Here is a 23,602-nt window from a genome sequence, read left to right on the forward strand (position 1 = left end):
GGCACGGACCCCGCAGAACGCGGCCCGTACCCCGGCTCCCACCGTATCGCCTGCGGCGCGGCCTACGACCGCGCGGCCACCGGCTCGCCCGCCTCCTGACGCAGCCCTTCACGCCGCTCGACCGCCGCCTTCACCAGCCCCGCGAAGAGCGGGTGCGGACGCGTCGGCCGGGACCGCAGCTCCGGGTGGGCCTGAGTGGCGACCAGGTAGGGGTGCGTGGTGCGCGGGTACTCGACGTACTCGACGAGCTTGTTGTCGGGGGACGTGCCCGAGAAGACGAGACCGGCCTTCTTCTCCAGCTCCGCGCGGTACGAGTTGTTCACCTCGTAGCGGTGGCGGTGGCGCTCCTCCACGTACGGCTGGTCCTCGTACACCTCACGGACGATCGAGCCCTCGGCGAGCTTCGCCGGGTAGAGACCGAGCCGCATCGTGCCGCCCAGGTCCCCCGCGCCCTCCACGTACGCGAGCTGCTCCTCCATGGTGGAGATCACCGGGTGCGCGGTGCCGGAGTCGAACTCGGTGGAGTTGGCCTCGGCGATGCCCGCCAGGTTGCGCGCCGCGTCGATGACGACGCACTGGAGGCCGAGGCAGATGCCGAGCAGCGGCACCTTGTGCTCGCGGGCGTACTGGATCGCGCCGACCTTGCCGGTCACGCCGCGCTCGCCGAAGCCGCCGGGGATCAGGATGCCGTCGACGTCCGCGAGCTGCTTCGCGGCGCCGGCCGGCGTCTTGCAGTCGTCCGACGTGACCCACTTCACGGTGACGCGCGCCTTGTTGGCGAAGCCGCCCGCGCGGATGGCCTCCGTGACGGAGAGGTACGCGTCCGGGAGGTCGATGTACTTGCCGACCAGGGCGATGGTGACCTCGTGGTCGGGGTTGTGGACGCGGTCCAGCAGATCGTCCCAGACCGTCCAGTCCACATCGCGGAAGGGCAGGTCCAGCTTGCGTACGACATAGGCGTCCAGGCCCTCGGTGTGCAGCACCTTGGGGATGTCGTAGATCGACTTGGCGTCCACGCAGGCCACCACGGCCGCCTCGTCCACGTCGCACATCAGCGAGATCTTGCGCTTGATGGAGAGCGGCACGTCACGGTCGGCGCGCAGCACGATCGCGTCCGGCTGGATACCGATGTTCCGGAGGGCGGCCACCGAGTGCTGGGTCGGCTTGGTCTTCAGCTCGCCGGACGGGCCGATGTACGGCAGCAGCGAGATGTGCACGACGAAGACGTTGTCGCGGCCCACCTCGTGGCGGACCTGGCGGACGGTCTCCAGGAACGGCAGCGACTCGATGTCGCCGACCGTGCCGCCCACCTCCGTGATGACGACGTCGACGTCACCGGCCGCCATCCGCCGGATGCGGTGCTTGATCTCGTTGGTGATGTGCGGGATGACCTGGACCGTGTCGCCCAGGTACTCGCCGCGCCGCTCCTTCGCGATGACCTGCGAGTAGACCTGCCCGGTGGTGACATTGGCCGAGCCGTCGAGGTCGACGTCGAGGAAGCGCTCGTAGTGGCCGATGTCCAGGTCGGTCTCGGCGCCGTCGTTCGTGACGAACACCTCACCGTGTTGGAACGGATTCATCGTGCCGGGGTCGACGTTCAGGTACGGGTCGAGCTTCTGCATCGTGACCCGCAGACCACGCGCCTTGAGCAGCGCGCCCAGGCTGGAGGCGGTCAGGCCCTTGCCGAGGGAGGAGGCGACACCCCCGGTGACGAAGATGTGCTTGGTCGTCGAGGCTGTCGAGGATCGTGTCGGCATGGCCAAGAGGGGGCTCCCGTGGTCGCGGTTCGGTGTGCGTGCCGGAGTCCCTGCCAAGAGGTGAGGGGACTGCCGTCGCTGCGGTTTCGGGGTCTCTGTGCTGTGCAGGGAGTCCACCGGTCCACGGGCTACCAGGGTAACAGCGACATAGGGAGGCCGCTTCCGGCCACGCGACATCGGTCGACGCCCCTCCTTTCCCCCTCGTCACACTTTTTCCCCCACGTCCCCTCAGACCCACAGGTTCGGCGACCCGCTCTTCTTCCGAGCGTGACGCGGAACCCTCGGGTGCGTCGTATCCTGCTCAAACATTCGCTGCCGAGTACGGCCGGCAAACGGCACCACCCCCGCCCGATTTCCCGGAAAACCAGCTCGTCAACGACCCTTGACCGCAGTAAGCGCCCCGCGGGGCGGACGTGGCCGTTCGACTGGAGATGCACGTGGCCGGGCGCATCGAGGATTACGCACTCATCGGAGATATGCAGACCGCTGCCCTGGTCTGCCGGGACGGCACAGTCGACTGGCTGTGCCTGCCCCGCTTCGACTCGCATGCCGTGTTCGCGGCTCTGCTGGGAACCGACGAGCACGGTTTCTGGCGACTGGGACCCGCGCACCCCGCGGGCTCCGTACCGCCGCGGGCCACGCGGCGCCGCTATCGCGGAGACTCCCTGATCCTGGAGTCGGAGTGGGACACCCCGCGCGGCACCGTGAGAGTGACCGACTTCATGCCGCCGCGTGACGGCGCTCCCCAGGTCATCCGGATCGTCGAGGGCGTCAGCGGCCGGGTGCCGATGCGCTCCGCGCTGCGGATGCGCTTCAGCTACGGACGCGTCGTGCCGTGGGTGCACAAAGTGGACAATCGTACGGTCGCGGTCGCGGGACCCGACTCGGTCTGGCTGGACACCGAGGCGGAGACCCACGGCAAGGACCTGACGACGTACTCCGACTTCACCGTGGCACCCGGTGACCGGATCTCGTTCACGATCAGCTGGCAGCCCTCGCACCGGCAGCCGCCGGCGCTGCCGGACCCGGAGGGCTCCCTGGAGGCGACCTCCGAGTTCTGGCGCGAGTGGGTCGAGCACTGCACGTACCACGGCCCCTACCGGGAAGCCGTGATCCGTTCGCTGATCACGCTCAAGGCGCTGACGTACGCGCCGACCGGCGGCATCGTGGCCGCGCCGACGACCTCGCTGCCCGAGGAGATCGGCGGCAGCCGCAACTGGGACTACCGCTACACCTGGCTGCGCGACGCGGCGATCACGCTCTCGTCCCTGCTGCGCACCGGCTACCGCGAGGAGGCCCGCGCCTGGCGCGAGTGGCTGCTGCGCGCCGTGGCGGGCGACCCGGAGAACCTCCAGATCATGTACGGCATCGCGGGCGAGCGTGAGCTCGGCGAGGCGGAGCTGGACTGGCTGCCGGGGTACGAGCGTTCCGGCCCGGTCCGGGTCGGCAACGGCGCCGCGCACCAGCTCCAGCTCGACGTGTACGGCGAGGTCACCGAGGCGCTGCATCTCGCGCACATGACGGGCCTGGCCCGCAACGACTACGCCTCCGTGCTCCAGCTCAAGCTGATCCGCTACCTGGAGAAGCACTGGGACCAGCCGGACGAGGGCATCTGGGAGGTGCGCGGGCCGCGCCGGCACTTCGTGCACTCGAAGGTGATGGCGTGGGTCGCGGTCGACCGGACGATCAAGCTGATCGAGTCGGGCGACGCGGACGGGCCTCTGGAGCGCTGGCGCGAGCTGCGCGACGACATCCACCGCGATGTCTGCGAGAAGGGGTACGACAAGGAGCGGAACACCTTCACGCAGTCGTACGGCTCCCAGGAGCTGGACGCGTCGCTGCTGCTCATCCCGCAGATGGGCTTCCTGCCGCCGGACGACAAGCGGGTCATCGGCACGATCGAGGCGATCCAGCGCGAGCTGTCCACGGAGGACGGTTTCGTCCTGCGCTACCCGACGTCGGGAGAGGACGCGGGGGTCGACGGTCTGGAGGGCGACGAGGGCGCGTTCCTGGCCTGTTCGTTCTGGCTCGCCGACGACCTGGCGATGATCGGGCGGGTCGACGAGGCGCGCAAGCTCTTCGAGAAGCTGCTGTCGCTGCGGAACGATCTCGGGCTGCTGGCCGAGGAGTGGGACTCCCGGCTCCAGCGGCAGGTGGGCAACTTCCCGCAGGCGTTCAGCCATGTGCCGCTGATCGACACAGCGCTGCGGCTGACGGCGTCGGGCGCGTACGGCGGCTGACGGCCGACCGCCAGGGGGCGGGGCCCGGACGGGACGGTGTACGCCGCCTCCGTCCGGGCCCCGCCCGCGTCCGGGCCCGAGTCCTCGCCGGTCCTCCGCGTACGTCCGTCCCTCCCCACCTGCGTGTCGTCCAGTAGCCTCCGGCCCATGGAGACTCAGGGCGGCATCACCGTGCGGCGCGCTCTTGAGCTGCCCGGACTCCGGGGCGGGCTGCCGGAGGTGGTCGCCTGCGAGGAGGCGCTGGACCGTACGGTGCGCTGGGTGCACGCGGGCGAGGCGCCGAACATCGCCTCGCTCCTCAAGGGCGGCGAGCTGCTGCTGACGACCGGTCTCGGCCTCGGCAGCAGACCCGCCGAGCAGCGCGCCTTCGTCCGCAGGCTCGCCGAGCGGGGCATCGCGGCCCTGGTGGTGGAGCTGGGCGCCCGGTTCGACCGGCTCCCGGCGGCGCTCGTGGACACGGCGCGGTCGGCCGGGCTGCCGCTGGTGCAGCTCCACCGCGAGGTGCCGTTCGTCTCGGTGACCGAGGAGGTCCACACCGAGATCGTCAACGGCCACTACGCGCTGCTGCGGCAGGCCGAGGAGGTCCACCGCCGGTGCACGGAGGCCGTACTGGACGGGGGCGGGGTGGAGCGGGTGCTCCGGATCCTCGCGGACTTCACGGGCAATCCGGTCTTCCTGGAGACCGCGGAGGGCCGGCTCCTGTACGCGGCGGCCCCCGGCGCCGCCCCGGCGGCCGCCGATCCGCTGGACGTGTGGGCGGGGCTGCGCGGCCGGCGCGCGGCCCGGGCGGCGGGGCCGCCGGCGGGCGCGGTGCTGGTGGACGTCGCGGGGCGCGGCCACGGTACGGGGGCGGTGCGGGCCCGGCTGGTGATCCCCGCGGTGTCGGCGGCGGCACTGCCGGTGCACCGGCTGGCGGCCGAGCGCGCGGCCGGCACCCTCGCGGTCGTCCTGATGCAGGCGCGCCAGGAGGAGGAGCTGGTGGCCCGCGGCCGCGGTGACTTCCTCACCGATCTCGCGGAGGGCCGGATCCGCCCCGAGGACGCCCCCGAGCGGGCGCGGGTGCTGGGCTTCCGGCCGGGCGACGGGCCGTTGCTGCCGGTGGTGATGCGGCTGGGGCCGGACCGGGCGGCGGACCGGGACCCGGGCGCCGAGCTGCCGCCGGCGGGGAACTGGGCGGTGCTGGCCGGGGCCGTGCTGGAGGAGCTGTCCGCGGTGGGCGTGCCGGTGCTGCTGGGCGTACGGCCCGTGGAGGGCCGGGTTCCGCTGCTGCTGGGGCTGCGGGCGGAGTCCGAACGTACGGCGGTGGCCGACCGGGTCGCGGCGGCACTGCGGGCGGGCGTGGCCCGCGCGGGCGTGGAGCGGCCCGGCGCGCGGCCGCCGGTGGTCGTGGTGGGCGTGGCGGGAGGCTGGGCCGCGGCGAGCGCGAGCCTGCGACACGCCGCGGAGACGGCCGCGGCGGCGAGCGGGCTGCCGGACCTGCCGTGGTACGACGCCCGCCGCCTCGACATCGATCTGCTGCTGTGGCGGCTGCGGGAACACCCGGACCTGGCGGCCTTCGTGGACCGTGCGATCGGCCCGCTGCGCGCCCACGACCGGTCGTCCAGGCCCGCGTTGCTGCCGACGCTGGAGGTCTTCCTGGCGCACGCGGGGCGCAAGGCGGAGACGGCGCGGGAGCTGCATCTCAACCGGCAGACGCTCTACAACCGGCTGGGCCGGATCTCCGAGTTGCTGGGCACGGACCTGGACGATCCGCAGGCGGTACTGGCCCTGAGCCTGGCGCTCCGGGCCCGCCGCCACACGCCCGGCGGGTGAGCGCGGCCGGCCGCCCGGTCACTCCGGGGCGGTGAACTCCACCCTTACATCACGGGTTCCGGTACGGACGGTCACGCCCTCGGCGATCTCCTTCGGGGAACACCCGTCCGCCAGCAGCACGTTCACCGCGGCGCCCAGCAGCACCGGGTCGAGGGGCGCGTGGTGCTCGCCCCACGGCCGCGCCGAGGACGCCTCCAGGAGAGTCCCGTCGCGCAGCGCCACCAGGGCCGTCCGGCTGCCCAGGGCGGCGACCGCGACGTTCAGCGCGGGGAGCGCGGCGAACCGCGCCGCCGCCCAGCGGGCCGGGGGCTGCACCGGTTCCACCGTCGTCCGCGCCAGGACCTCGGCGTATCCGCGCCACCGGGTGTCCGTGCCGTGGTCGTGCGCCGCGTAGAAGCCCCGGCCCGTGCTGTGCCGCCCGGGGATCACCGGCCAGCGGCGCAGCTCCACCAGCCCGTCCGCCGGGCGGCCGCCGACGATGTCGTACACGGCGGAGACGGTGTGCTCGACGGGGCGGGGGTCGGGGACCGGATCCGGCTGCTCCGTCACCGGCGGAAGGCGCACGCCCCGGTGTTCGAGGAAGGAGTAGAGCTTCCTCCTGGTGCGTTCCGCGCCCTCGCCCCTGGCGCCGAGCTGGAGGGCGAAGACGTCGTCCAGCTCGCCGGGCACCTGCCGGTCCACGGCGCTCAGCAGCTGTTCGAGCAGGGGCCTGCCGGGGTCGAGGGCGGGCGCCCGCCGGGCGAAGGCCGCCGTGGGAGAGGCCGGGTCCAGTTCGTCGAGCCCGGTGGCGGCGAGCAGCGTCACCCGGTGCAGGGCGGCGCTGTAGAAGGTCGTGGAGCCGTGGTCGCCGATCACCCAGTCCCCGGCGACCACGGTGGCCCGCCAGCCCTCCTGCGGAGGGATCACCAGGAGCCCCGCGTTCATCGCCCCGGCCAGCCGGTCGAGGACCCCGTCGGTGGTGTGGCGGGCCCAGACGTTGGGGTGCAGGACGAGCGCCACCGCGTAGTCGTCGGCGGGCAGCTCCGCGAGCAGCCGCTCCGGCAGATCGGGGCAGCGGCCGAGCAGGGAGTGCCTGCTCCAGGTCGAGTGGACGACCACGAGCCGCCGCCCGCCCACGACGCCGAGCCGTTCCCGGTAGATGTCGCGCCGGGGCACGCTGGCCCGGATCCGGTCGAAGCACTGGTCGCCGACGGCGACGGCGTACGGCACCGCCTGCGGGCAGGAGACGGCGAGCCGGGCGATCTGTTCCTCGTGGGAGACGCAGATGCAGGACGGCAGGACCTTGCCGCGCCGGGTCAGTTCGCGCGCCGAGAGTCCGGCGGGTGAGGACGTGTCCCCGGTGGACTCGGTGACGAGCCGGTTGTAGCCCGCGCCGTGCGGCAGCACCACGAGCGGGGTGCCCCTGCGGTACATGGAGCGGTGCACGGCGCAGGCGACGACGAGGTGGAAGCGCCGCCGTCTGGCCTCACGCCAGCTCAGGACGGTGACGCCGAGCCCGTCCAGGTACTCCGCCAGCCCCGCGCTGAAGGCGGAGCCGGGGTTGACGGTGTACGAGACCTCGATCCCGTCCTCGGGACGGAGCAGCCGGGTCACGTCCCGCAGCCTGGTCGCGGAGGTCAGGGTGCGGGCGACGGCCAGGACCTGGGCCTTGGGCGGCTCGTAGGTGTCCCAGCGCGTCCCGGCGTGCCGGGCACGGCTCCTGCGCGGCGGGAACACGGCCACCTCCGGACGGTTTCGGTCCTGCGCTCATGTGCAGAGCGGGGAGAGGGATGCGAGTGTGATCGTACTGAACGGGCACGGGAGGGCCGCGGAACGAGACGGGTGGCGGAGGCGGAGGGGCCGGGCGGCTCAGGCCGGGCCGGGCCGCCGGGACAGGTCCATGTCGGCGCGCAGTGCGCGGAGTTTGTCCAGGCTCTCCTGTCCGAGCCGGTCGTCGCCGATCTCCCGGGCCAGCTCGGCCGTGAGTTCCAGCGCCTGGTCGAGCTTGGTGTACTGGCCGTGCCGTCCGGCCCACACCGCCGCCTCGGTGACCGTCCGCACGGCGAGCGCGGGGTCTCCCAGGGCGCGTTGCGCGCGGGCGAGTTGAATGCCGGTCTTCGACCGCATCCCGTCGTCCCCGGTCCCGGCCGCGGTCGCGGCGGCCCGCGCCAGCACGTCGGCCGCCTCCTGGTTCCGTCCGGCGGCGATCAGCGCCTGCCCGAGGTGGTAGCTCTGCACGACGATGCCGTGCGTGTCCCCCTCGTTGGCCACCAGCGCGCCGCGGAACAGCTCGACCGCGGTGTCCGGGTCGCCGGCCGCGAGCTGCAGCAGCCCCTGCGACTCCCGTACGGCGCCGGAGAGGCGCGGGTCGGCCAGCGTCTCCAGAAGGGGCTCCGCACGGGCCAGTTGGTCCCTGGCGTCGTCGTACTCGCCCAGTCCGTAGTGGGCGCGGGCGAGTTGGTTGCGCATCCTGACCTCGGCGTCGAAGCGGCCCTCCCGGGCCGCCGCCTCGATCCCCAGCCGGTGCGAGTCGATCCAGTCGGCGTAGTGCTTGCGGCTCTCGAAGAGTGCCCACAGCGACTCGCAGAGCCGCCAGACGGCGTCGTACCACCGTTCCCCGTCCGCGGCGCGCAGCACGGCGAGGAGCGTGTCCCGCTCGTCGTCCAGCCAGTCCACCGCCTCGGCGGAGGTGGTGAAGAGCCGGTCCCGTACGGGGCCGGAGGCTCCGGGATCCGCGGGGCTCTCCTGAAGGCGCCACCGGTTGCCGAGGATCAGCCGGTCGGCGCGGGCCGCGGCGGCGACGTAGAAGTCCACGACGCCGCGCAGCACGGTGCGGCGGCGCTCCTCGGCGCCCTCCCGGCGGCTGCTGAGCGCCCGCGCGTGCGTGCGGACCACGTCGTGCATCCGGTAGCGGCCCCGGGGGCCGATGGCGACCACGAGATGTACGGCGAGGAGGTCGGTGAGCGCGGCGTCGAACTCCTCCCCCGCGCCGGCCGCGTGGGCGAGGGGCGCGGTGAAGGTGGTGCCGGGGAGCAGTCCGAGCAGGTCGTAGAGGCGCCGGGTGGGGCCGCTGAAGCCCGCGACGACGGCGTCCATCACGGCCCCGCCGTCGCCGGACCCGTTCCCGGCGTCCGTGCCGTCCGTCAGCTCACGCACCACGTCCTCCAGTGTCCTGTGCGGTTGCCCCACCAGGCGCTCCCCGACCGCGCGCATGAGGAGCGGCAGCCCGGCGCAGAGGGAGACCAGTTCGGCCGCCGCGTCGTCCGCCGCCGTGCTCCGCCAGCGCCGTACGAGCCGGACCCCGGCCCGGCTGTCCAGCGGAGGGACGGGCACGTCCACCGCGCCGTCGAGCAGCAGGGGCGCCAGCCGGCTACGGCTGAGCACGACCGCGAGTCCGACGCCGGGCAGCAGCGGTCTGACCTCGGGGGCGGCGCGTACGTTGTCGACCACGACGAGCACCGGCCGCCGCGCGGTGGCGGAGCGGAACAGCGCGGACCGCTCGCCGAGAGTGGGCGGGATACGGCTCTCGTCCACGTTGAGCGAGCGGAGCAGGATACCGAGGACACCGCCGATGTCGACGGCGTCGCCGTACCGCAGGTCCTCCAGGTCGACGTAGAGCTGTCCGCCCGGGTAGCGGGCCTGCACCTCGGGGTCGTTGGCCCAATGGGCCACGAGCTCGGTCTTGCCGACCCCGCCGAGGCCGGTCACCAGCGCCTGGGCGCAGCAACCCGCGGGGGCGGCGAGCACTCCCTTGAGGATGGTCAGTTCATCGACCCGGTTGACGAAACCGTTGTGCGGGACGGGAAGCTGGCGAGGAATCACCGGGGGCGGCGGGGGCGGGTAGGTGATCGAACCGATGTATCCGGCCTGCACCAGCGGCCCCGAGATCACCGCGTCCCCGGAGACGGTGTTGCTCACCGTCCCGCCGGATCCCTCAGCGGCACTGCGGCTCTCCACACGCTCTCCCCTCGGCCCGCTCCGGCCCACTCCGGCTGCCTACCCTAGGCCCTGGCCGGGTCAGCGTGCCGGGCGTCCCCGCTCCGTCAGTTCGTCGTACACGCACAGCACCTGCGCGATCGTCTCGTCCTCCGTCGGCCAGGTGGCCGCCTGCGCCCGGCCCGCCGTCGCGAGCCGGGCCCGCAGCTCCGGGTCGGCCAGCAGGCGCGTCACCGCCTCCGCCAGGGCCGGCGCGTCGCCGTACGGGACGAGTTCGGCGGCGTCGCCGACGAGTTCGGGGATGGCGCCCACCGCCGTCGCGACCAGCGGCACGCCGAGCCGCAGCGCCTCCTGGGCCAGCACCGAGCGGGCCTCCCAGCGGCTGGCGAGCACGGCGACGTCCGCCGTCGCGAGGAGTTCGCTGATGTCGTCCCTGCGGCCGATGAGCTGTACGGGCAGGTCGTCGTCCTCGATCCGGCGCTGGAGCCTGGCGCGTTCCCGGCCCTCGCCCGCGATGGTGAGCAGCGGGGCGGGGTCCAGGTGGCGCCAGCCGGCCACGGCGTCGAGGAGCGTGTCGTACCCCTGGTCCGGTACGAGGCTGCCGACGGCCATCAGCAACGGGCGTTCGACCGCGCCGAGTTCGGCGCGGGACTTGTTCTCCTCGCCCGCGGCCTGGTGGCAGGGCGCGGGCAGCGCGACGGGCGCGAGGCGGGCGTCGCGCGCGCCCCGCCGACGCGCCCCGTCCACCAGTTCGGAGGTCGCCCCGAGCACCACCGAGGCGGCCCTGACCGCGCGCCGTTCCAGCATCCGCAGCAGGCGGCCGCGAGGCCCCGCCGCCTCCGTACGGGTGTGCCAGGTGACGACCAGCGGCACCCTCAGTCCGCCGAGGGCGAGCGCGGTCCGTACGGCGGCGTGCAGCCCGTGCGCGTGCACCACGTCCGCTCCGGCGCAGGCCGCCCGGAGCGCCGCCACCGAGGCCGGGTCGCCGCGCCGGGCGACCGGGACGTGGTACGCCCCGGCGCCGCTGAAATCGTAGGCACGGTCGAGCTCGGCGGGGGCGCACACGGTCACGCGCACGCCCCGGGCGACCAGCCCCGCCGCCAGCGATCGGACGTGCGCGCTGCTGCCCGCGCTGCCACCGCCCAGCACCTGGACCGTACGCAGTTGTGTCACGTGGGCAAGGCTCCTGGATCGGTGAGGGTATGCGTCAAGGATGCCAGTCCGTACGCACGTTCCGGCACCGCCGGGGCGTCGTTCCGGTGTCCGACGCCTCAACTCCGCGCCCGGTATCACTCACACGGGTGAGGACGCGGGTCGGCCGTCCCGGTTCCGCGCCACGCTCACCGGCGGCCGACCCTGTCACCGTACGCCGTCCCGGCGATGACTCCCAGTGCGTGTACGGCCAGCCCCGCCCGCCCGTTGCCCGCGACGACCGCGGCGCCGAGGGCCGCGCCGAGCGCGTGGGCGCCCGCGTCGCCGAGCATTGTCCGCTCCCCGAGGTCGGCGCCGACGACCGCCGCGGCGGCACCCACGGGGACGGCGGCCAGGGCCCCCGCGGTGCCCTCGCGCAGCAGGCCGGGTGCGCCGAGCGCGAGCACCCCGACACAGGCCCTGCCGGGGCGTACGTCGAGGAGGTTGACGCAGTGCGCGCCGCCCGCGATCACGACACCGGCCAGCAGCCGGTCCACGGCACGCTCCTTGAGCAGCGCGCCCGCGGCGAGCGCCGCCGCCCCGATGCCGAGGAGCTTCACGGCCCCGGTGGTCACCTCACCGTGGCGCAACGCGCCGAGGTGCGCCGCGAAGCCCCTGCGCGGATCGCCCACGCCGGCCCGGTCGTCGTACGCCCCGCAGGCACCGGCGGCGAGGACGGCGAGCGCGACGGCGCCCCGCGCACCGACCGGCGCGGACCCGGCGGCGGCTCCGAGGACGGTGGCGGGACCGGCGTACAGGTCCACGGTGCGCCCGGCGTAGTTGCTCCGCCGCCAGCGCGCGGGCTCCCCCGGCGCACGGGAGCGGAGCACTTCGTACACGCCACGGGTGGTGCCCAGCGCGGTGAGGAACGCGGCGGTCCTGCTCTTCCTGGCGGCCATGCGGATCACCCTAGAACGTGCGCCGCGCGCCCCGACCGGGAGCCTTGCCCGGAACGGGCCCTGCCGGATCCGCCCGGCAGGGCCCGTTCCATGAGTCGGTTCCGACGACCCGTTCCAGCGGTCCGTTCCATGAGTCGGTTCCGACGACCCGTTCCAGCGGTCCGTTCCATGAGTCCGCTCCGACGACCCGCTCCGACGGCCGCCCGCCCCTAGGCGTCCGAACGGGCCGTGGCCAGCAGTTCCTCCGCGTGGGCGCGTGCCGTCTCCGAGTCCTCCTGGCCCGCGAGCATCCGCGACAGCTCCCGTACCCGGTCCTCGCCCTCCAGGACCGTCACCCCGGAACTCGTCACCGATCCGTCGACCGTCTTCTCGACCAGGAGCTGCCGGTCCGCGAAGGCCGCGACCTGGGGGAGGTGGGTGACCACCACCACCTGTGCCGACCGGGCGAGCTTCGCCAGCCTGCGGCCGACCTCGACCGCCGCCTTGCCGCCGACACCCGCGTCGACCTCGTCGAAGAGATACGTCGGTACGGGGTCGGACCCGGCGAAGACCACCTCCACGGCGAGCATCACGCGCGACAGCTCACCGCCCGACGCGCCCTTGGCGATCGGCCGGGGCTGGGCGCCGGGGTGCGGGGCCAGCAGCAGTTCGACCTCGTCGGCGCCGTGCGGCCCGTAGACCACGGAGCGCCCGCCGACGTCGACGCCCGCGCTCTCGTCCGGCGACTCGGTCTGCCGGATGTCGAACGAGACCCGCGCGTGCGGCATGGCCAGGGAGGCCAGCTCCGCGGTGACGGCCTCCGCGAAGCGTGCCGCCGCCTCCGTACGGGCGTCGGTGAGCGCCTGGGCGAGACCGGAGAGTTCGGCGCGCAGCGCGTCCCGCTCGGCCGTCAGCTCGCCGATCCGCTCGTCGTCGCCCTCCAGCTCGGTCAGCCGCGCGGCGCTCTCCTCGGACCAGGCCAGTACGGCGTCGATGTCCGCGCCGTACTTCCTGGTCAGCCCGGTCAGCGCGGCGCGGCGTTCCTCGACGGCGGCCAGCCGGCGCGGATCGGCGTCCAGATTGTCCGCGTATCCGGCGAGTTCACCCGCGACGTCCGTCAGGAGGATCGCGATCTCCCCCATCCGGTCGGCCAGCCCGGCCAGCACCGGATCATGGGCCTTCACCGCGTCCAGGGCCCGCCCGGCACCCCCGACGAGGGTCGTCGCGTCAACACCCTCCGGGTCCTCGGGGTTGCCCGCGAGCGCGGCGTGGGCGAGGGAGGCGGCCGAGGCGAGGGCCTCCGCGTGGCCCAGCCGCTCGGCCTCCGCGGCGAGTTCGGTGTCCTCCCCCGCCAGGGGCTCGACGGCCGCGATCTCGGTCAGCCCGAAGCGCAGCAGATCGGCCTCCTGCGCGCGCTCCCTGGCCCGGGTCGTGAGCTCGTCCAGCTCGGCCGCCACGGCCCGCAGCCTGCGGTACGCGGTGGCGTACGCGGCGCCCGGGGCGCCGACCGCGTCCCCCGCGTACCGGTCCAGGGCCTTGCGCTGGCGCGCGGGGCGCAGCAGGCCCTGCTGGTCGGTCTGGCCGTGCACGGCGACGAGGTCGTCCGCCAGCTCCCCCAGCATGCCCACCGGCACGGAGCGTCCGCCGAGATGGGCGCGCGAGCGCCCCTCGGCCGAGACGGTCCTGCTGATGAGCAGCGCGCCCTCGTCGAGCTCCGCGCCCGCCTCCTCGGCCCGCAGCATCGCCGGCGCGCCCGGGGCAAGCGTGATCCGCCCCTCGACCACCGCCGACTTCGCGCCGATCCGCACCAGGGCGGGGTCGGCGCGCCCGCCGAGCAGCAGTCCCAGACTGGTGACGACCATGGTCTTGCCCGCGCCGGTCTCGCCGGTCACCGCCGTGAAGCCGGGCGACAGCTCGACGACCGCGTCGTCGATGACCCCGAGCGACCGTATCCGCATCTCCTCCAACACGGTGACGACCATACGAGGTCCCGGCACATGGTGCGCGACGCACCCCACCCCCGAGTTCTCTGGAGGACCGATGTCCGGGTGGTCCGCCATTCATCCCATACGCGGCCGAACCACCCGGAACCGTACGCGGCCGATATCAGTGCGGCGCCCCGCGCCACCCGGAGACCGGCAGCGCGAACTTGGCCACCAGCCGGTCGGTGAACGAGGCGTGGTGCAGCCGCGCCAGCCGCACCGGGACGGAGCCGCGCCGCACCTCCACCCGCGCCCCCGGGGGCAGTTCGATCGTCCGGCGGCCGTCGCACCACAGCACCCCGTTCGGGGTGTCCTGCTGCACCTCCACCGCGAGCACCGTCGTCGGCGACGTCACCAGCGGTTTCGCGAAGAGCGCGTGGGCGCTGATCGGCACCATCAGCAGCGCCTCGACCTCCGGCCAGACCACCGGACCGCCCGCCGAGAAGGCGTACGCGGTCGAACCGGTCGGGGTGGCGCAGACGATGCCGTCGCAGCCGAATCCGGTGACCGGTCGGCCGTCGATCTCCAGCACGACTTCGAGCATCCGCTCGGGCGAGACCTTCTGGACGGCCGCCTCGTTGAGCGCCCAGTCCTGGTGGACGACATCGCCGTTGCTGTGGACGACGACATCGATCGTCATCCGCTCCTCGACCTCATACGCACGAGTGACGACCCGGTCGACGACCTTGTCCAGATCGTCCCGTTCCGCCTCGGCGAGGAAGCCGACCCGGCCCAGGTTGACGCCGAGCATCGGCACACCTGAGGCGCGCGCGAACGCGGCGCCGCGCAGCAGGGTGCCGTCCCCGCCGAGCACGATCAGCAGCTCGCACCCCTCCAGCGCGTCGGGGATGGCCTCGGGCGCCGTCTGGACGGAGTCGGGCAGCGGCAGATCGGCCGCCTCGCTGTCCAGCACCCGGACCCCGATCCCGCTGCGCACCAGCCCGTTCACGACCAGTTCGGCGCTGCGGATGGCCGCCGGCCGGCCGGTGTGGGCCAGCAGGAAGACGGTCCGGTCGGCGTTGGCCGCGCGTTCCTCGTCCAACGCGTTCTCCCCGTCCCACAGCCGCTCTCCGGCCGCCACTCGTTCCCCGGCCGCCGTACCTTCCGTGGCCGCCCCGCGTCCTTCGGCTGCGTTCGTCGTCACCGGGGTCCCTCCGCCACTGCACGGTCGACATCCGCCGGGTCCAGCTCGGGCGCCCCGGCGCGGAGCCACAGAAAGTACTCGACATTTCCGGAGGGGCCGGGCAGCGGACTGGCGGTGACGCCCCGTACGCCGAGGCCGAGTTCACCCGCCCGCCGGGCCACGTTCCGTACGGCCTCGGCCCGCAGCTCGGGGCTGCGGACCACACCGCCGCTGCCGAGGCGCTCCTTGCCCACCTCGAACTGCGGCTTGACCATCATCACGAGATCGGCGTCGGGGGCGGCGCAGCCCACCAGGGCCGGCAGCACCACCCCCAGCGGAATGAACGACAGATCCCCCACGATCAGATCCACGGGCTCCCCTTCGATCGCATCAAGCGTCAACTCACGTACGTTCGTACGGTCCTTGACGGTGACGCGTTCATCGCTCCGCAGCGACCAGGCGAGTTGTCCGTATCCGACGTCCACCGCGACGACCCGGGCGGCCCCGGCTCGCAGCAGCACATCGGTGAACCCACCGGTGGAGGCGCCCGCGTCGAGGGCGCGCCGGCCCCGTACCTCCAGGCCGAGCGGTACGAAGGCGGCGAGCGCGCCCGCGAGCTTGTGGCCGCCGCGCGAGACGTAGTCGGGGTCGCTGTCGTCCGCCTTGACGACGACGGCGGCGCTGGTCTCCACCTGCGTGGCGGGTTTGGTTGCGGTGGTGCCGCCGACGGTCACCCGGCCCGCGGCGATGAGCTGGCTCGCGTGCTCGCGCGACCGCGCGAGATTACGGCGTACCAGCTCGGCATCGAGACGGCGGCGTGCCAGTCCAGCCACGTTCGGTTCAGCTCCTGTGGTCGTACGCGAGGGGTCACCGGGGCGGGCCCGGGGACCCCGGAGGCGAGGGGGGTCCGGGACGTGCGTCGAGCGCGGTCAGCGCGTCGCGCAGTCCCCCGTGCACATCCTCGTACACCTCGATGTGGCCGTCGGCGGGGAGGTGGTCGGCGTCGGCGAGCCGGTCCAGCGCCCGGTCCACCCCGGCATCGCCCGTCGGGGTGCGGGCCACCCCGAGGGGACGGGGTTCCGGCGGGCCGGCCGGCTCCGCGGGGCCGACGGATCCCGCCGGGCCCATGGGCTCCGCAGGGTCCGTCGAGCCCGCCGGGTCGGGGGCCGGGTCCGCGGTCACGTCACTCATACCCACGACGCTACCGCGAAGGGCTGCGGTACCGTCGGTGCCGATGGCGACGAAGGAGGAGTGCCGCGGCGCACTCGACAAGCTCTCGGACAATCTGGCGCGGACCGACGGCGAGGCCGGCCGGGCGGTCGGCTTCGACCGCTCTCTGAGCTGCCACATCACCGATCTGGACATCACGTTCACCGGGCGGCTGGTGGACGGCCGGATCGAGGTGGCCGACACGGTCCCGGGACCGCCGCCCGACCGCGCTCAGATCAGGCTGGCCATGACGGGCAACGATCTGGTGGCGCTGGTCGACGGCGAACTGAACTTCGCCCGCGCGTGGGGCGCGGGCCGGGTCAGGCTGGAGGCCGGCTTCCGGGATCTGCTGCGCCTGAAGTCACTTCTCTAGCAGTTCCCCGGCCTGCCGGCCCGCCTCCGCCGCCGCCCCGGCGGGGTACGGCTGCCCGGGCCCCTGCGAGGGCTTGCGCCGTGCCCGTCGCCCCGCCGGCACCACCAGCGGCGTGCCCGTCTCCGGGTCGTCGATGACCTGGCAGCGCAGCCCGAAGACCTCCTCCACCCGCTCGGCCGTCACGACCTCCGCCGGGGCGCCCTCCGCCACGATCCGCCCGTCGCGCATCGCGATGAGGTGCGTGGCGTACCGGGCGGCGTGGTTGAGGTCGTGCAGGACGGCGACGAGCGTACGGCCCTGGCTCTCGTGCAGTTCGGCGCAGAGGTCGAGTACGTCGATCTGGTGCTGGATGTCGAGGAAGGTGGTCGGCTCGTCCAGCAGGAGCAGCGGCGTCTGCTGCGCGAGGGCCATGGCGATCCAGACGCGCTGGCGCTGGCCGCCGGAGAGTTCGTCGACATAGCGGTCGGCCAGTTCACCGACGCCGGTGGCCTCCATCGACTCGCCGACGATCCGCTCGTCCTCCGGCGACCACTGGCGCAGCAGCCCCTGGTGCGGGTAGCGGCCGCGCGCCACCAGGTCGGCGACGGTGATGCCGTCGGGCGCGATCGACGTCTGGGGGAGCAGCCCGAGGATCTTGGCGACCTTCTTGGCGGGCATCGCATGGATGACCGAGCCGTCGAGCAGGACGCGCCCCTCGGCCGGCTTGAGCATCCGCGAGAGGGCCCGGAGCAGGGTCGACTTGCCGCAGGCGTTCGGGCCGACGATCACCGTGAAGGAGTGGTCGGGAATCTCCACGGAGAGATCGCGGGCGATGACCCGCTGGTCGTAGCCGAGGGTCACCGATTCCGCGGTGAGGCGCTGCATGGTCGTACTCCTGGTGTCCGCGGGGTTCATTACCGATGCCGATTGCCGCTGTGGGTGAGGGGGCGAGCCTGCGCGCGCCGTTCCGGGGGACTGTCGACCAGTACGAGGTTAGGTTAGCCTACCCTCGCATCATGCTTCGGTCGGGGACGTCTTCACCATGAACGGCTCCCCGCATGGGCCGCCGGGGCGCCCCGCGGCCCGACGGAACACAGCTCCGCCACGCGGGGTACGCCCTGCTCCGGCACCAACTCGCCGCCGCCATCGAGAAGTCGAAGAGGCTCCCCGTATGACCGACGCTTCGCCGTCCACCACCGCTCCGCCCCCGTCCCCCTCCCCGGCCTCTCCCCCGCCCCCGTCGCCCTTCCAGTTCTTCACCGTGGAGGTGCTCCGCGCGGAGCGGATCACCCCCGCCATGGCACGGATCGTCCTCGGCGGCCCCGCCCTGGCGCGGATGGCCTCGGCCGGCCGGGACCAGCGCGTCAAGCTCTTCCTGCCCCACCCCGGCCAGCCCGAGCCGGTCATGCCGGAGCCGGGGGTGGCCGACTGGTACGCGGAGTGGCGCGCGCTCGACCCGGCGGTGCGCGGCATCATGCGTACGTACACGATCCGCGAACTGCGCCGCGAACCGGACGAGTTGGTCATCGACTTCGCGCTGCACGCGGATTCCGGCGACGCGTCGGGGCCCGCCTCGCGCTGGGCCGGGACCGCCGCGCCCGGCGACCGCGTCCGCGTCCTGGCGCCGGTCGACGAGGAGAACGGCGGATACGACTTCCGGCCGCCGGAGGACACCGACTGGATCCTCCTGACCGCCGACGAGTCCGCGCTCCCCGCCGTCGCCGGCATCCTCGACGCGCTGGCCCCGGGCACCCCGGCCCGGGTCTGGATCGAGGTCCACGACCCGGCGGAGCGTCAGGAACTGCCCACCAAGGCGGACGCCGACATCACCTGGCTCGTCCGCAACGCCTCGCCCGCCGCCCCGGAGGCGATCCGCGCCGCCGCGCTCCCGGCCGGCACCCCGTACGCCTGGGTCGCCGGGGAGGCGGCGACGGTGAAGGCGGTACGCCGCCACCTCGTCGGGGACCGCGGCTTCGACCGGCGCGCGGTGAAATTCAGCGGCTACTGGCGCCGGGGCGCCTCCGAGGACCACCTGCTCCAGGCCGCCGAGGAGGCGTGACCCCGCCCTCCGGCCCGGCGAGCGAGGCCCCGGAGCCCGGCCCCCGCACCCCACCACGAGCCCCGCCACGAGCCCGGCCCGGACGAGTCACCCCGAAGTCCCGCCTGTTCCGCCTGTTCCGCCTGAAGTCCCGCCTGTCACCCCGGATTCCCGTCTAGAGCCCGAGCCGGGCCAGCGCCTTGCCCGCGTCCAGCGCGCACGCGCCGTCACCGGCGTCCGTCCAGGCCGCCGCGCACAGCGCCCGCAGCCCGTCCAGCGCCGTACCGTCCCCGTCCAGGACCAGCACGCCCGTACCGGCCGAGGCAGTCCAGCCGCCGCAGCCGAAGCCGCCGCCCACCGCCGTCACCTCGGGCTGGCCGGTGAGCAGCCCGCGCAGATCGGCGTCCACATACGTCGGCCGGTACTTGGGCTCGGCGGCCAGCAGCCGCGCCCCGTCCGTCACCCCGGTCAGGACGAGCAGCGAGTCGACCCCGCCGTTGAACGCCCCCTCGATGTCGGTGTCCAGCCGGTCCCCGACGACCAGCGCCTTCCTCGCCCCGGTCCGCAGGATCGTCTCCCGGTGCATCGGGGGCAGCGGCTTCCCCGCGACCTGCGGCTCGGCGCCCGTGGCGATCCGTACGACCTCCACCGCCGCGCCGTTGCCCGGCATGATCCCGCGCGCGCTGGGGATCGTCAGGTCGGTGTTGGACGCGTACCACGGCACGCCCCGGTTGATCGCGTAGCACGCCTCGGCGAACCGCCCCCACGCCAGATCGGGGCCGCCGTACCCCTGTACGACCGCGGCCGGGTCGTCCTCGGCCGACTCGACCGGCTCCAGCCCCCGCTCGCGCAGCGCGATCCGCAGCCCGTCACCCCCGATGACCAGTACCTTCGACCCCGCGGGCAGCTGCTCGGCGATCAGCCGGGAGACCGCCTGCGCCGAGGTGATCACATCAGCGGGCTCCGCGGGCACGCCCAGCTCCGTGAGATGGGCCGCGACGGCGTCCGGCGGGCGCAGCGCGTTGTTGGTGACGTACGCGAGCCGCATCCCCCCGTCCCGGGCCGTACGCAGCGACTCGACGGCGTGCGCGATGGCCTCCCCGCCGGCGTACACCACCCCGTCGAGATCGAGCAGAGCCGTGTCGTACGCCTCGCTCAGCGCGGTCGCACTCCCGCTCGGCCTGGTCCTGCTCTGCTCGCTCATGCCGCTTACACTCCTCGTCCGGGACTTTCACCCGATCATCGCTCATGCCCACCCCGTCCATACGATGCACATACGATGCTCGGATGAACACAACAGGTCCTGCGGACAAGGGTCTGCGACTGATTCCGTTCCGTGGGCTCCGGTACGTCCCGGAACGTGTGGGCAGCCTGTCCGCGGTGACCTCGCCACCGTACGACGTCGTCGTCAGGCCCGACGGACTGCACCACCTGGAGTCCGCGGACCCGCACAACATCGTCCGGCTCATCCTGCCGCAGGCCGCCACCCCCGCGAACCGGCACCACCAGGCGGCGGCGACGCTGGAGCGGTGGCTGGCGGAGGGCGTCCTCGCGCCGGACCCCGAGCCCGCGCTCTACGTGTACGAGCAGCGCAGGGGCGAGGTGCTCCAGCGGGGCGTCATCGGCGCCCTGGCGCTCTCCTCCCCCGCCGACGGCATCGTGCTGCCGCACGAGGACGTGATGGCCGACGTCGTGGAGGACCGCGCGGCGCTGCTGCGGACGACGGCGGCGAACCTGGAGCCGCTGCTGCTCACGTACCGCGGCGACACCTACGGCGCCCCCTCCGGCCCCCTCTCCGGGGAACCGTCCGGGGAACCGGCGACGCCCCCGGGCGGTACGGCGGGTGTCGTCGAGCGCGCCCTCGGCCGGGCCCCGCTCCTCACCACCACCACGGAGGACGGCTTCGCCCACCGCCTCTGGGCGGTCACGGACCCGACGGATCTGGCACACGTCTCCGACGACCTCGCCCGCCACCAGGCCCTGATCGCCGACGGCCACCACCGCTGGGCGACCTATCTGCGGCTGCGCGACGAACACGCGGCGACGGCGGGACCGGAGGGACCGGCAGGGGCGGCGGGGCCCTGGGGGTACGGCCTGGTCCTGCTGATCGACACCGCCCGCTACCCCCTCCAGGTCCGTTCCATCCACCGTCTGCTGCGCGGACTGCCGGTGGGCCGGGCGCTCGACGCGCTCGCGGGCTCCTTCCGGGTCCGTACGATCGACGGACCGCTCCCCGAGGCGCTGGGCGCACTGGGGGACGCGGCGGCCACGGGCAACGCGTTCCTGCTCGCCGGGGATGGCCGCTTCCACCTCGTGAACCGCCCGGACGAGGAGCTGCTGGCCCGTACGGTACGGAACGACCGACCGACCGCCTGGCAGCGGCTGGACGCGACGGTCCTGCACGCCACACTGCTGGACCATGTCTGGCGGATCCCGGACGACCCGGAACACATCTCCTACCTCCACGACACAGAGGCGGCCGTCACCCAGGCCGAGCGCACCGGCGGCACGGCGGTCCTGATGCACCCGGTGCACGAGGACGTCGTACGGGAGCTGGCACGCCAAGGGGTCACCATGCCGCGCAAGTCGACGTCGTTCGGCCCGAAGCCGGCCACGGGCCTGGTCATGCGGAGCGTCACCTTCGACTGACGGTGGGCGGCACCCCTGCCGGGATACCGCCCACCTCTGTCATCGCTCAGCGCTTCTCATCGTCGTCGACCACGATGTCCTCGTCGACGAGGGCGTCCGCGTCCGCGTCACCCACCGGCGGGACGGCGGCGCCGGCGTCCTTGCCGACCGGGGCGCCGTTGTCCCCCTCCGCCTCCTCCTCGTCCATGGCGTCGACGAACTCGACCCCGTCCAACTCGGCGAGCCGGTCCGACGCGTCGGTCGCGCCGTCCTTGTCCGCCTCGATGGTCCTGCCGAACCACTCGCGCGCCTCGTCCTCACGCCCGGCCGACAGCAGAGCGTCGGCGTACGCGTAGCGGAGCCGCGCGGTCCACGGCTGTACGGAGCTGGACGCCAGCTCGGGGCTCTGCAGGGTGACGATGGCGGCGTCGATCTGCCCCATGTCCCTGCGCGCACCGGCCGCGACGAGCCGCATCTCGACCTGCCCCGCCTTGTCGAGCTTCTGCACCTCGGGCTCGCCGGCCATGGCCATCGCCCGCTCGGGCCGGCCGAGACCGCGCTCGCAGTCGGCCATGACGGGCCACAGCTCCACGCTGCCGGTCATCCGCCGGGCCGCCCGGAACTCGGCCAGCGCCTCGGAGTACTTCTGCGTCGCGTACGCGGCGAAGCCGGCGGCCTCGCGCACGGCGGCGACACGGGAGGCGAGCCGCAGAGCGATCCGCGAGTAGGCGTATGCCCGCTCGGGGTCCTCGTCGATGAGCTGGGCGACCATGACGAGGTTACGGGCGACGTCCTCCGCGAGCGTCTTGGGCAGGCTCATCAGCTCCTGCCGCACGCTCTTGTCGATCTCGTCGCCGGTCACGTCGTCCGGGATCGGCAGCCGCTTGATGGGCTCGCGGTCACGGTCCCGGTCGTCACGCCGCTCGTAGCCGCCACCGCGGTTGTCGTCCCGGCCACGGTATCCGCCACGGTCGTCGCGCCGGTCGTCACGGCGCCCGTAGCCACCCCCGCCGCCACGGCTGTCGGCACCCCGCTCGTCACGACGCGGGCCACCGGGCCGGCCGCCCCGGTCATCACGCCGGAAGCCGGGCCGGTCGTCACGCCGGAACCCACCAGACCGGTCATCCCGCCGGTCGTCCCGGCGGTCGCCACCCCGGTCGTCACGACGCGGACCGCCGGGCCGGTCGTCACGGCGCCCGTAACCGCCCCCGCCGCCGCGGCTGTCGTCACGGCGGAACCCGCCACGGCTGTCGCCACGGTCGTTGTCGCGGCGCGGGCCCGCGGGCCGGTCGTCACGCCGGAAACCGCCGGGCCGCTCATCCCGCCGGTCGTCCCGACGCGGACCACTCGGCCGGTCGTCACGGCGGTCACCTCGGCGGTCGTCCCGCCGGTCGTCACGCCGGAAACCACCACGGTCGTCGCTGCGCCGGGGACCGCCGGGCCGCTCATCCCGCCGCTCGCCACCCCGGTCGTCCCGACGCGGACCGCCGGGCCGCTCATCGCGGCGGTCATCCCGCCGGAACGCAGGCCGGTCGTCACGCCGGAACCCACCGGACCGGTCATCCCGCCGGTCGTCCCGGCGGTCGCCACCCCGGTCGTCACGACGCGGACCACTCGGCCGCTCGTCGCGGCGGTCGTCCCGCCGGAACGCAGGCCGGTCATCCCGCCGGAACCCACCGGACCGGTCACCGCCCCGGTCGTCACGACGCGGACCGCTGGGCCGGTCATCACGGCGCCCGTAGCCGCCGCCACCCCCGCCACCGCTGCTGCTGCCACCGCCGAAGCGGGAACCCGAGCCGGCGCGGCCACCCCGGTCGTCATCGCGTCGGGGACCGCTGGGCCGACCGTCACGCGCGCCACGGAACCCGCCACCGCGCTGGTCATCACGACGCGGTCCACGATCGCGATCGTCACGGCCGCCTCGGAAGCCGCCCCGGTCACCGTTGTCACTGCGGCGCGGGTCGCGCTCAGGACGGTCGTCGGAGGAATTGGGGGACATCGGTTGGGCTCCTGTCTTCGGGTACCGCAGCCATTCTCGCGCAGTCGGGGTACCGACGGGCGCCTGAGACGGTGGCTTCGGGTAATAGAGGGCAAAACAAAAAGGACCCGTAGCCCAGCGTGAACGCTGGACCACGGGTCCTTGAAAGATTGTTCGGCGGCGTCCTACTCTCCCACAGGGTCCCCCCTGCAGTACCATCGGCGCTGTGAGGCTTAGCTTCCGGGTTCGGAATGTAACCGGGCGTTTCCCTCACGCTATGACCACCGAAACCCTATCGGGCCATCCCACACATACATATGGGATATCGGCACTTAGCGAACAAGCACACTCTTCAATTGAGTACAACTGGTTCAACCGGTGCGACTGTTCGCAACCCGGGAACCACACAGTGGACGCGAGCAACTGAGGACAAGCCCTCGGCCTATTAGTACCAGTCAGCTCCAACCGTTACCGGTCTTCCACATCTGGCCTATCAACC

The 23,602-nt window shown here is 73.6% G+C and carries 18 protein-coding genes and 2 rRNA genes; 5 read left to right on the forward strand and 15 right to left on the reverse strand.

Annotation, left to right across the window (positions count from 1 at the left end; translation table 11 throughout):
* Positions 1-62: 62 nt before the first annotated feature.
* Positions 63-1,757, reverse strand: a complete 1,695-nt coding sequence (locus tag AB0P17_RS13370) for a CTP synthase (RefSeq protein ID WP_365810456.1) — start codon at positions 1,755-1,757, stop codon at positions 63-65.
* A 431-nt stretch (positions 1,758-2,188) separates the two neighbouring features.
* On the opposite strand from AB0P17_RS13370, the gene AB0P17_RS13375 reads away from it, so the two are divergent.
* Together AB0P17_RS13375 and AB0P17_RS13380 are read left to right on the forward strand one after the other, a co-directional pair.
* Complete coding sequence (locus AB0P17_RS13375) at positions 2,189-3,997, forward strand: glycoside hydrolase family 15 protein (protein ID WP_365810516.1); 1,809 nt, start codon at positions 2,189-2,191, stop codon at positions 3,995-3,997.
* 147 nt (positions 3,998-4,144) lie between these two features.
* Positions 4,145-5,809, forward strand: coding sequence for a PucR family transcriptional regulator (locus AB0P17_RS13380; RefSeq protein ID WP_365810457.1), 1,665 nt, complete (start codon positions 4,145-4,147; stop codon positions 5,807-5,809).
* An 18-nt stretch (positions 5,810-5,827) separates the two neighbouring features.
* On the opposite strand, the gene AB0P17_RS13385 is transcribed toward AB0P17_RS13380, so the two are convergent.
* From AB0P17_RS13385 to AB0P17_RS13420, 8 genes are all read right to left on the reverse strand, one after another.
* Positions 5,828-7,531 carry a hypothetical protein gene (locus AB0P17_RS13385; RefSeq protein ID WP_365810459.1) on the reverse strand — a complete coding sequence of 568 codons (1,704 nt, stop codon included), beginning with the start codon at positions 7,529-7,531 and terminating at the stop codon, positions 5,828-5,830.
* A 126-nt stretch (positions 7,532-7,657) separates the two neighbouring features.
* Positions 7,658-9,745: a tetratricopeptide repeat protein gene (locus AB0P17_RS13390; RefSeq protein WP_365810461.1), complete on the reverse strand. Its 2,088-nt coding sequence runs from the start codon at positions 9,743-9,745 to the stop codon at positions 7,658-7,660.
* Between the two features lie 60 nt (positions 9,746-9,805).
* The gene (locus AB0P17_RS13395; protein WP_365810463.1) at positions 9,806-10,897 is read right to left on the reverse strand and encodes a glycosyltransferase family 4 protein; all 1,092 of its coding nucleotides are present in this window, start codon (positions 10,895-10,897) and stop codon (positions 9,806-9,808) included.
* 167 nt (positions 10,898-11,064) lie between these two features.
* Positions 11,065-11,814, reverse strand: a complete 750-nt coding sequence (locus tag AB0P17_RS13400; protein ID WP_365810464.1) for a hypothetical protein — start codon at positions 11,812-11,814, stop codon at positions 11,065-11,067.
* Between the two features lie 209 nt (positions 11,815-12,023).
* On the reverse strand, positions 12,024-13,775 hold the full coding sequence (gene recN, locus AB0P17_RS13405) for a DNA repair protein RecN (RefSeq protein ID WP_365810465.1): 1,752 nt from the start codon (positions 13,773-13,775) through the stop codon (positions 12,024-12,026).
* Between the two features lie 124 nt (positions 13,776-13,899).
* Entirely contained in the window at positions 13,900-14,817 is a 918-nt protein-coding gene (locus AB0P17_RS13410; protein WP_365810517.1) for an NAD kinase, read from the reverse strand.
* A gap of 98 nt (positions 14,818-14,915) precedes the next feature.
* Positions 14,916-15,731, reverse strand: a complete 816-nt coding sequence (locus AB0P17_RS13415) for a TlyA family RNA methyltransferase (RefSeq protein ID WP_365810466.1) — start codon at positions 15,729-15,731, stop codon at positions 14,916-14,918.
* A 34-nt stretch (positions 15,732-15,765) separates the two neighbouring features.
* A complete protein-coding gene (locus tag AB0P17_RS13420; protein ID WP_365810519.1) occupies positions 15,766-16,026 on the reverse strand; it encodes a hypothetical protein in 261 nt (86 codons plus the stop codon).
* A gap of 106 nt (positions 16,027-16,132) precedes the next feature.
* Here AB0P17_RS13420 and AB0P17_RS13425 point away from each other — a divergent pair, with 106 nt between their 5' ends.
* The gene (locus tag AB0P17_RS13425; RefSeq protein WP_365810468.1) at positions 16,133-16,480 is read left to right on the forward strand and encodes a sterol-binding protein; all 348 of its coding nucleotides are present in this window, start codon (positions 16,133-16,135) and stop codon (positions 16,478-16,480) included.
* On the opposite strand, the gene AB0P17_RS13430 is transcribed toward AB0P17_RS13425, so the two are convergent.
* A complete protein-coding gene (locus AB0P17_RS13430) occupies positions 16,469-17,344 on the reverse strand; it encodes an ABC transporter ATP-binding protein (protein ID WP_365810470.1) in 876 nt (291 codons plus the stop codon). The two genes, AB0P17_RS13425 and AB0P17_RS13430, sit on opposite strands and share 12 nt — an antisense overlap.
* A gap of 286 nt (positions 17,345-17,630) precedes the next feature.
* Between AB0P17_RS13430 and AB0P17_RS13435 the strand changes: the two genes are divergently transcribed.
* Entirely contained in the window at positions 17,631-18,518 is an 888-nt protein-coding gene (locus AB0P17_RS13435) for a siderophore-interacting protein (protein WP_365810472.1), read from the forward strand.
* Between the two features lie 154 nt (positions 18,519-18,672).
* On the opposite strand, the gene AB0P17_RS13440 is transcribed toward AB0P17_RS13435, so the two are convergent.
* Entirely contained in the window at positions 18,673-19,701 is a 1,029-nt protein-coding gene (locus tag AB0P17_RS13440; protein WP_365810474.1) for an HAD-IIA family hydrolase, read from the reverse strand.
* 83 nt (positions 19,702-19,784) lie between these two features.
* Here AB0P17_RS13440 and AB0P17_RS13445 point away from each other — a divergent pair, with 83 nt between their 5' ends.
* Positions 19,785-21,146 carry a DUF1015 domain-containing protein gene (locus AB0P17_RS13445; RefSeq protein WP_365810476.1) on the forward strand — a complete coding sequence of 454 codons (1,362 nt, stop codon included), beginning with the start codon at positions 19,785-19,787 and terminating at the stop codon, positions 21,144-21,146.
* Positions 21,147-21,192: 46 nt separating this feature from the next.
* On the opposite strand, the gene AB0P17_RS13450 is transcribed toward AB0P17_RS13445, so the two are convergent.
* The 4 genes from AB0P17_RS13450 to AB0P17_RS13465 form a co-directional block, all read right to left on the reverse strand.
* Positions 21,193-21,945: a hypothetical protein gene (locus tag AB0P17_RS13450; protein WP_365810521.1), complete on the reverse strand. Its 753-nt coding sequence runs from the start codon at positions 21,943-21,945 to the stop codon at positions 21,193-21,195.
* Positions 21,946-21,983: 38 nt separating this feature from the next.
* Positions 21,984-23,066 carry a hypothetical protein gene (locus tag AB0P17_RS13455; RefSeq protein WP_365810478.1) on the reverse strand — a complete coding sequence of 361 codons (1,083 nt, stop codon included), beginning with the start codon at positions 23,064-23,066 and terminating at the stop codon, positions 21,984-21,986.
* 209 nt (positions 23,067-23,275) lie between these two features.
* Positions 23,276-23,392 (reverse strand): 5S ribosomal RNA (gene rrf, locus AB0P17_RS13460).
* A 136-nt stretch (positions 23,393-23,528) separates the two neighbouring features.
* A 23S ribosomal RNA gene (locus AB0P17_RS13465) occupies positions 23,529-23,602 on the reverse strand; the annotation flags it as partial.

The sequence above is a fragment of the Streptomyces sp. NPDC088124 genome, assembly GCF_040685895.1.
Lineage (GTDB): Bacteria > Actinomycetota > Actinomycetes > Streptomycetales > Streptomycetaceae > Streptomyces.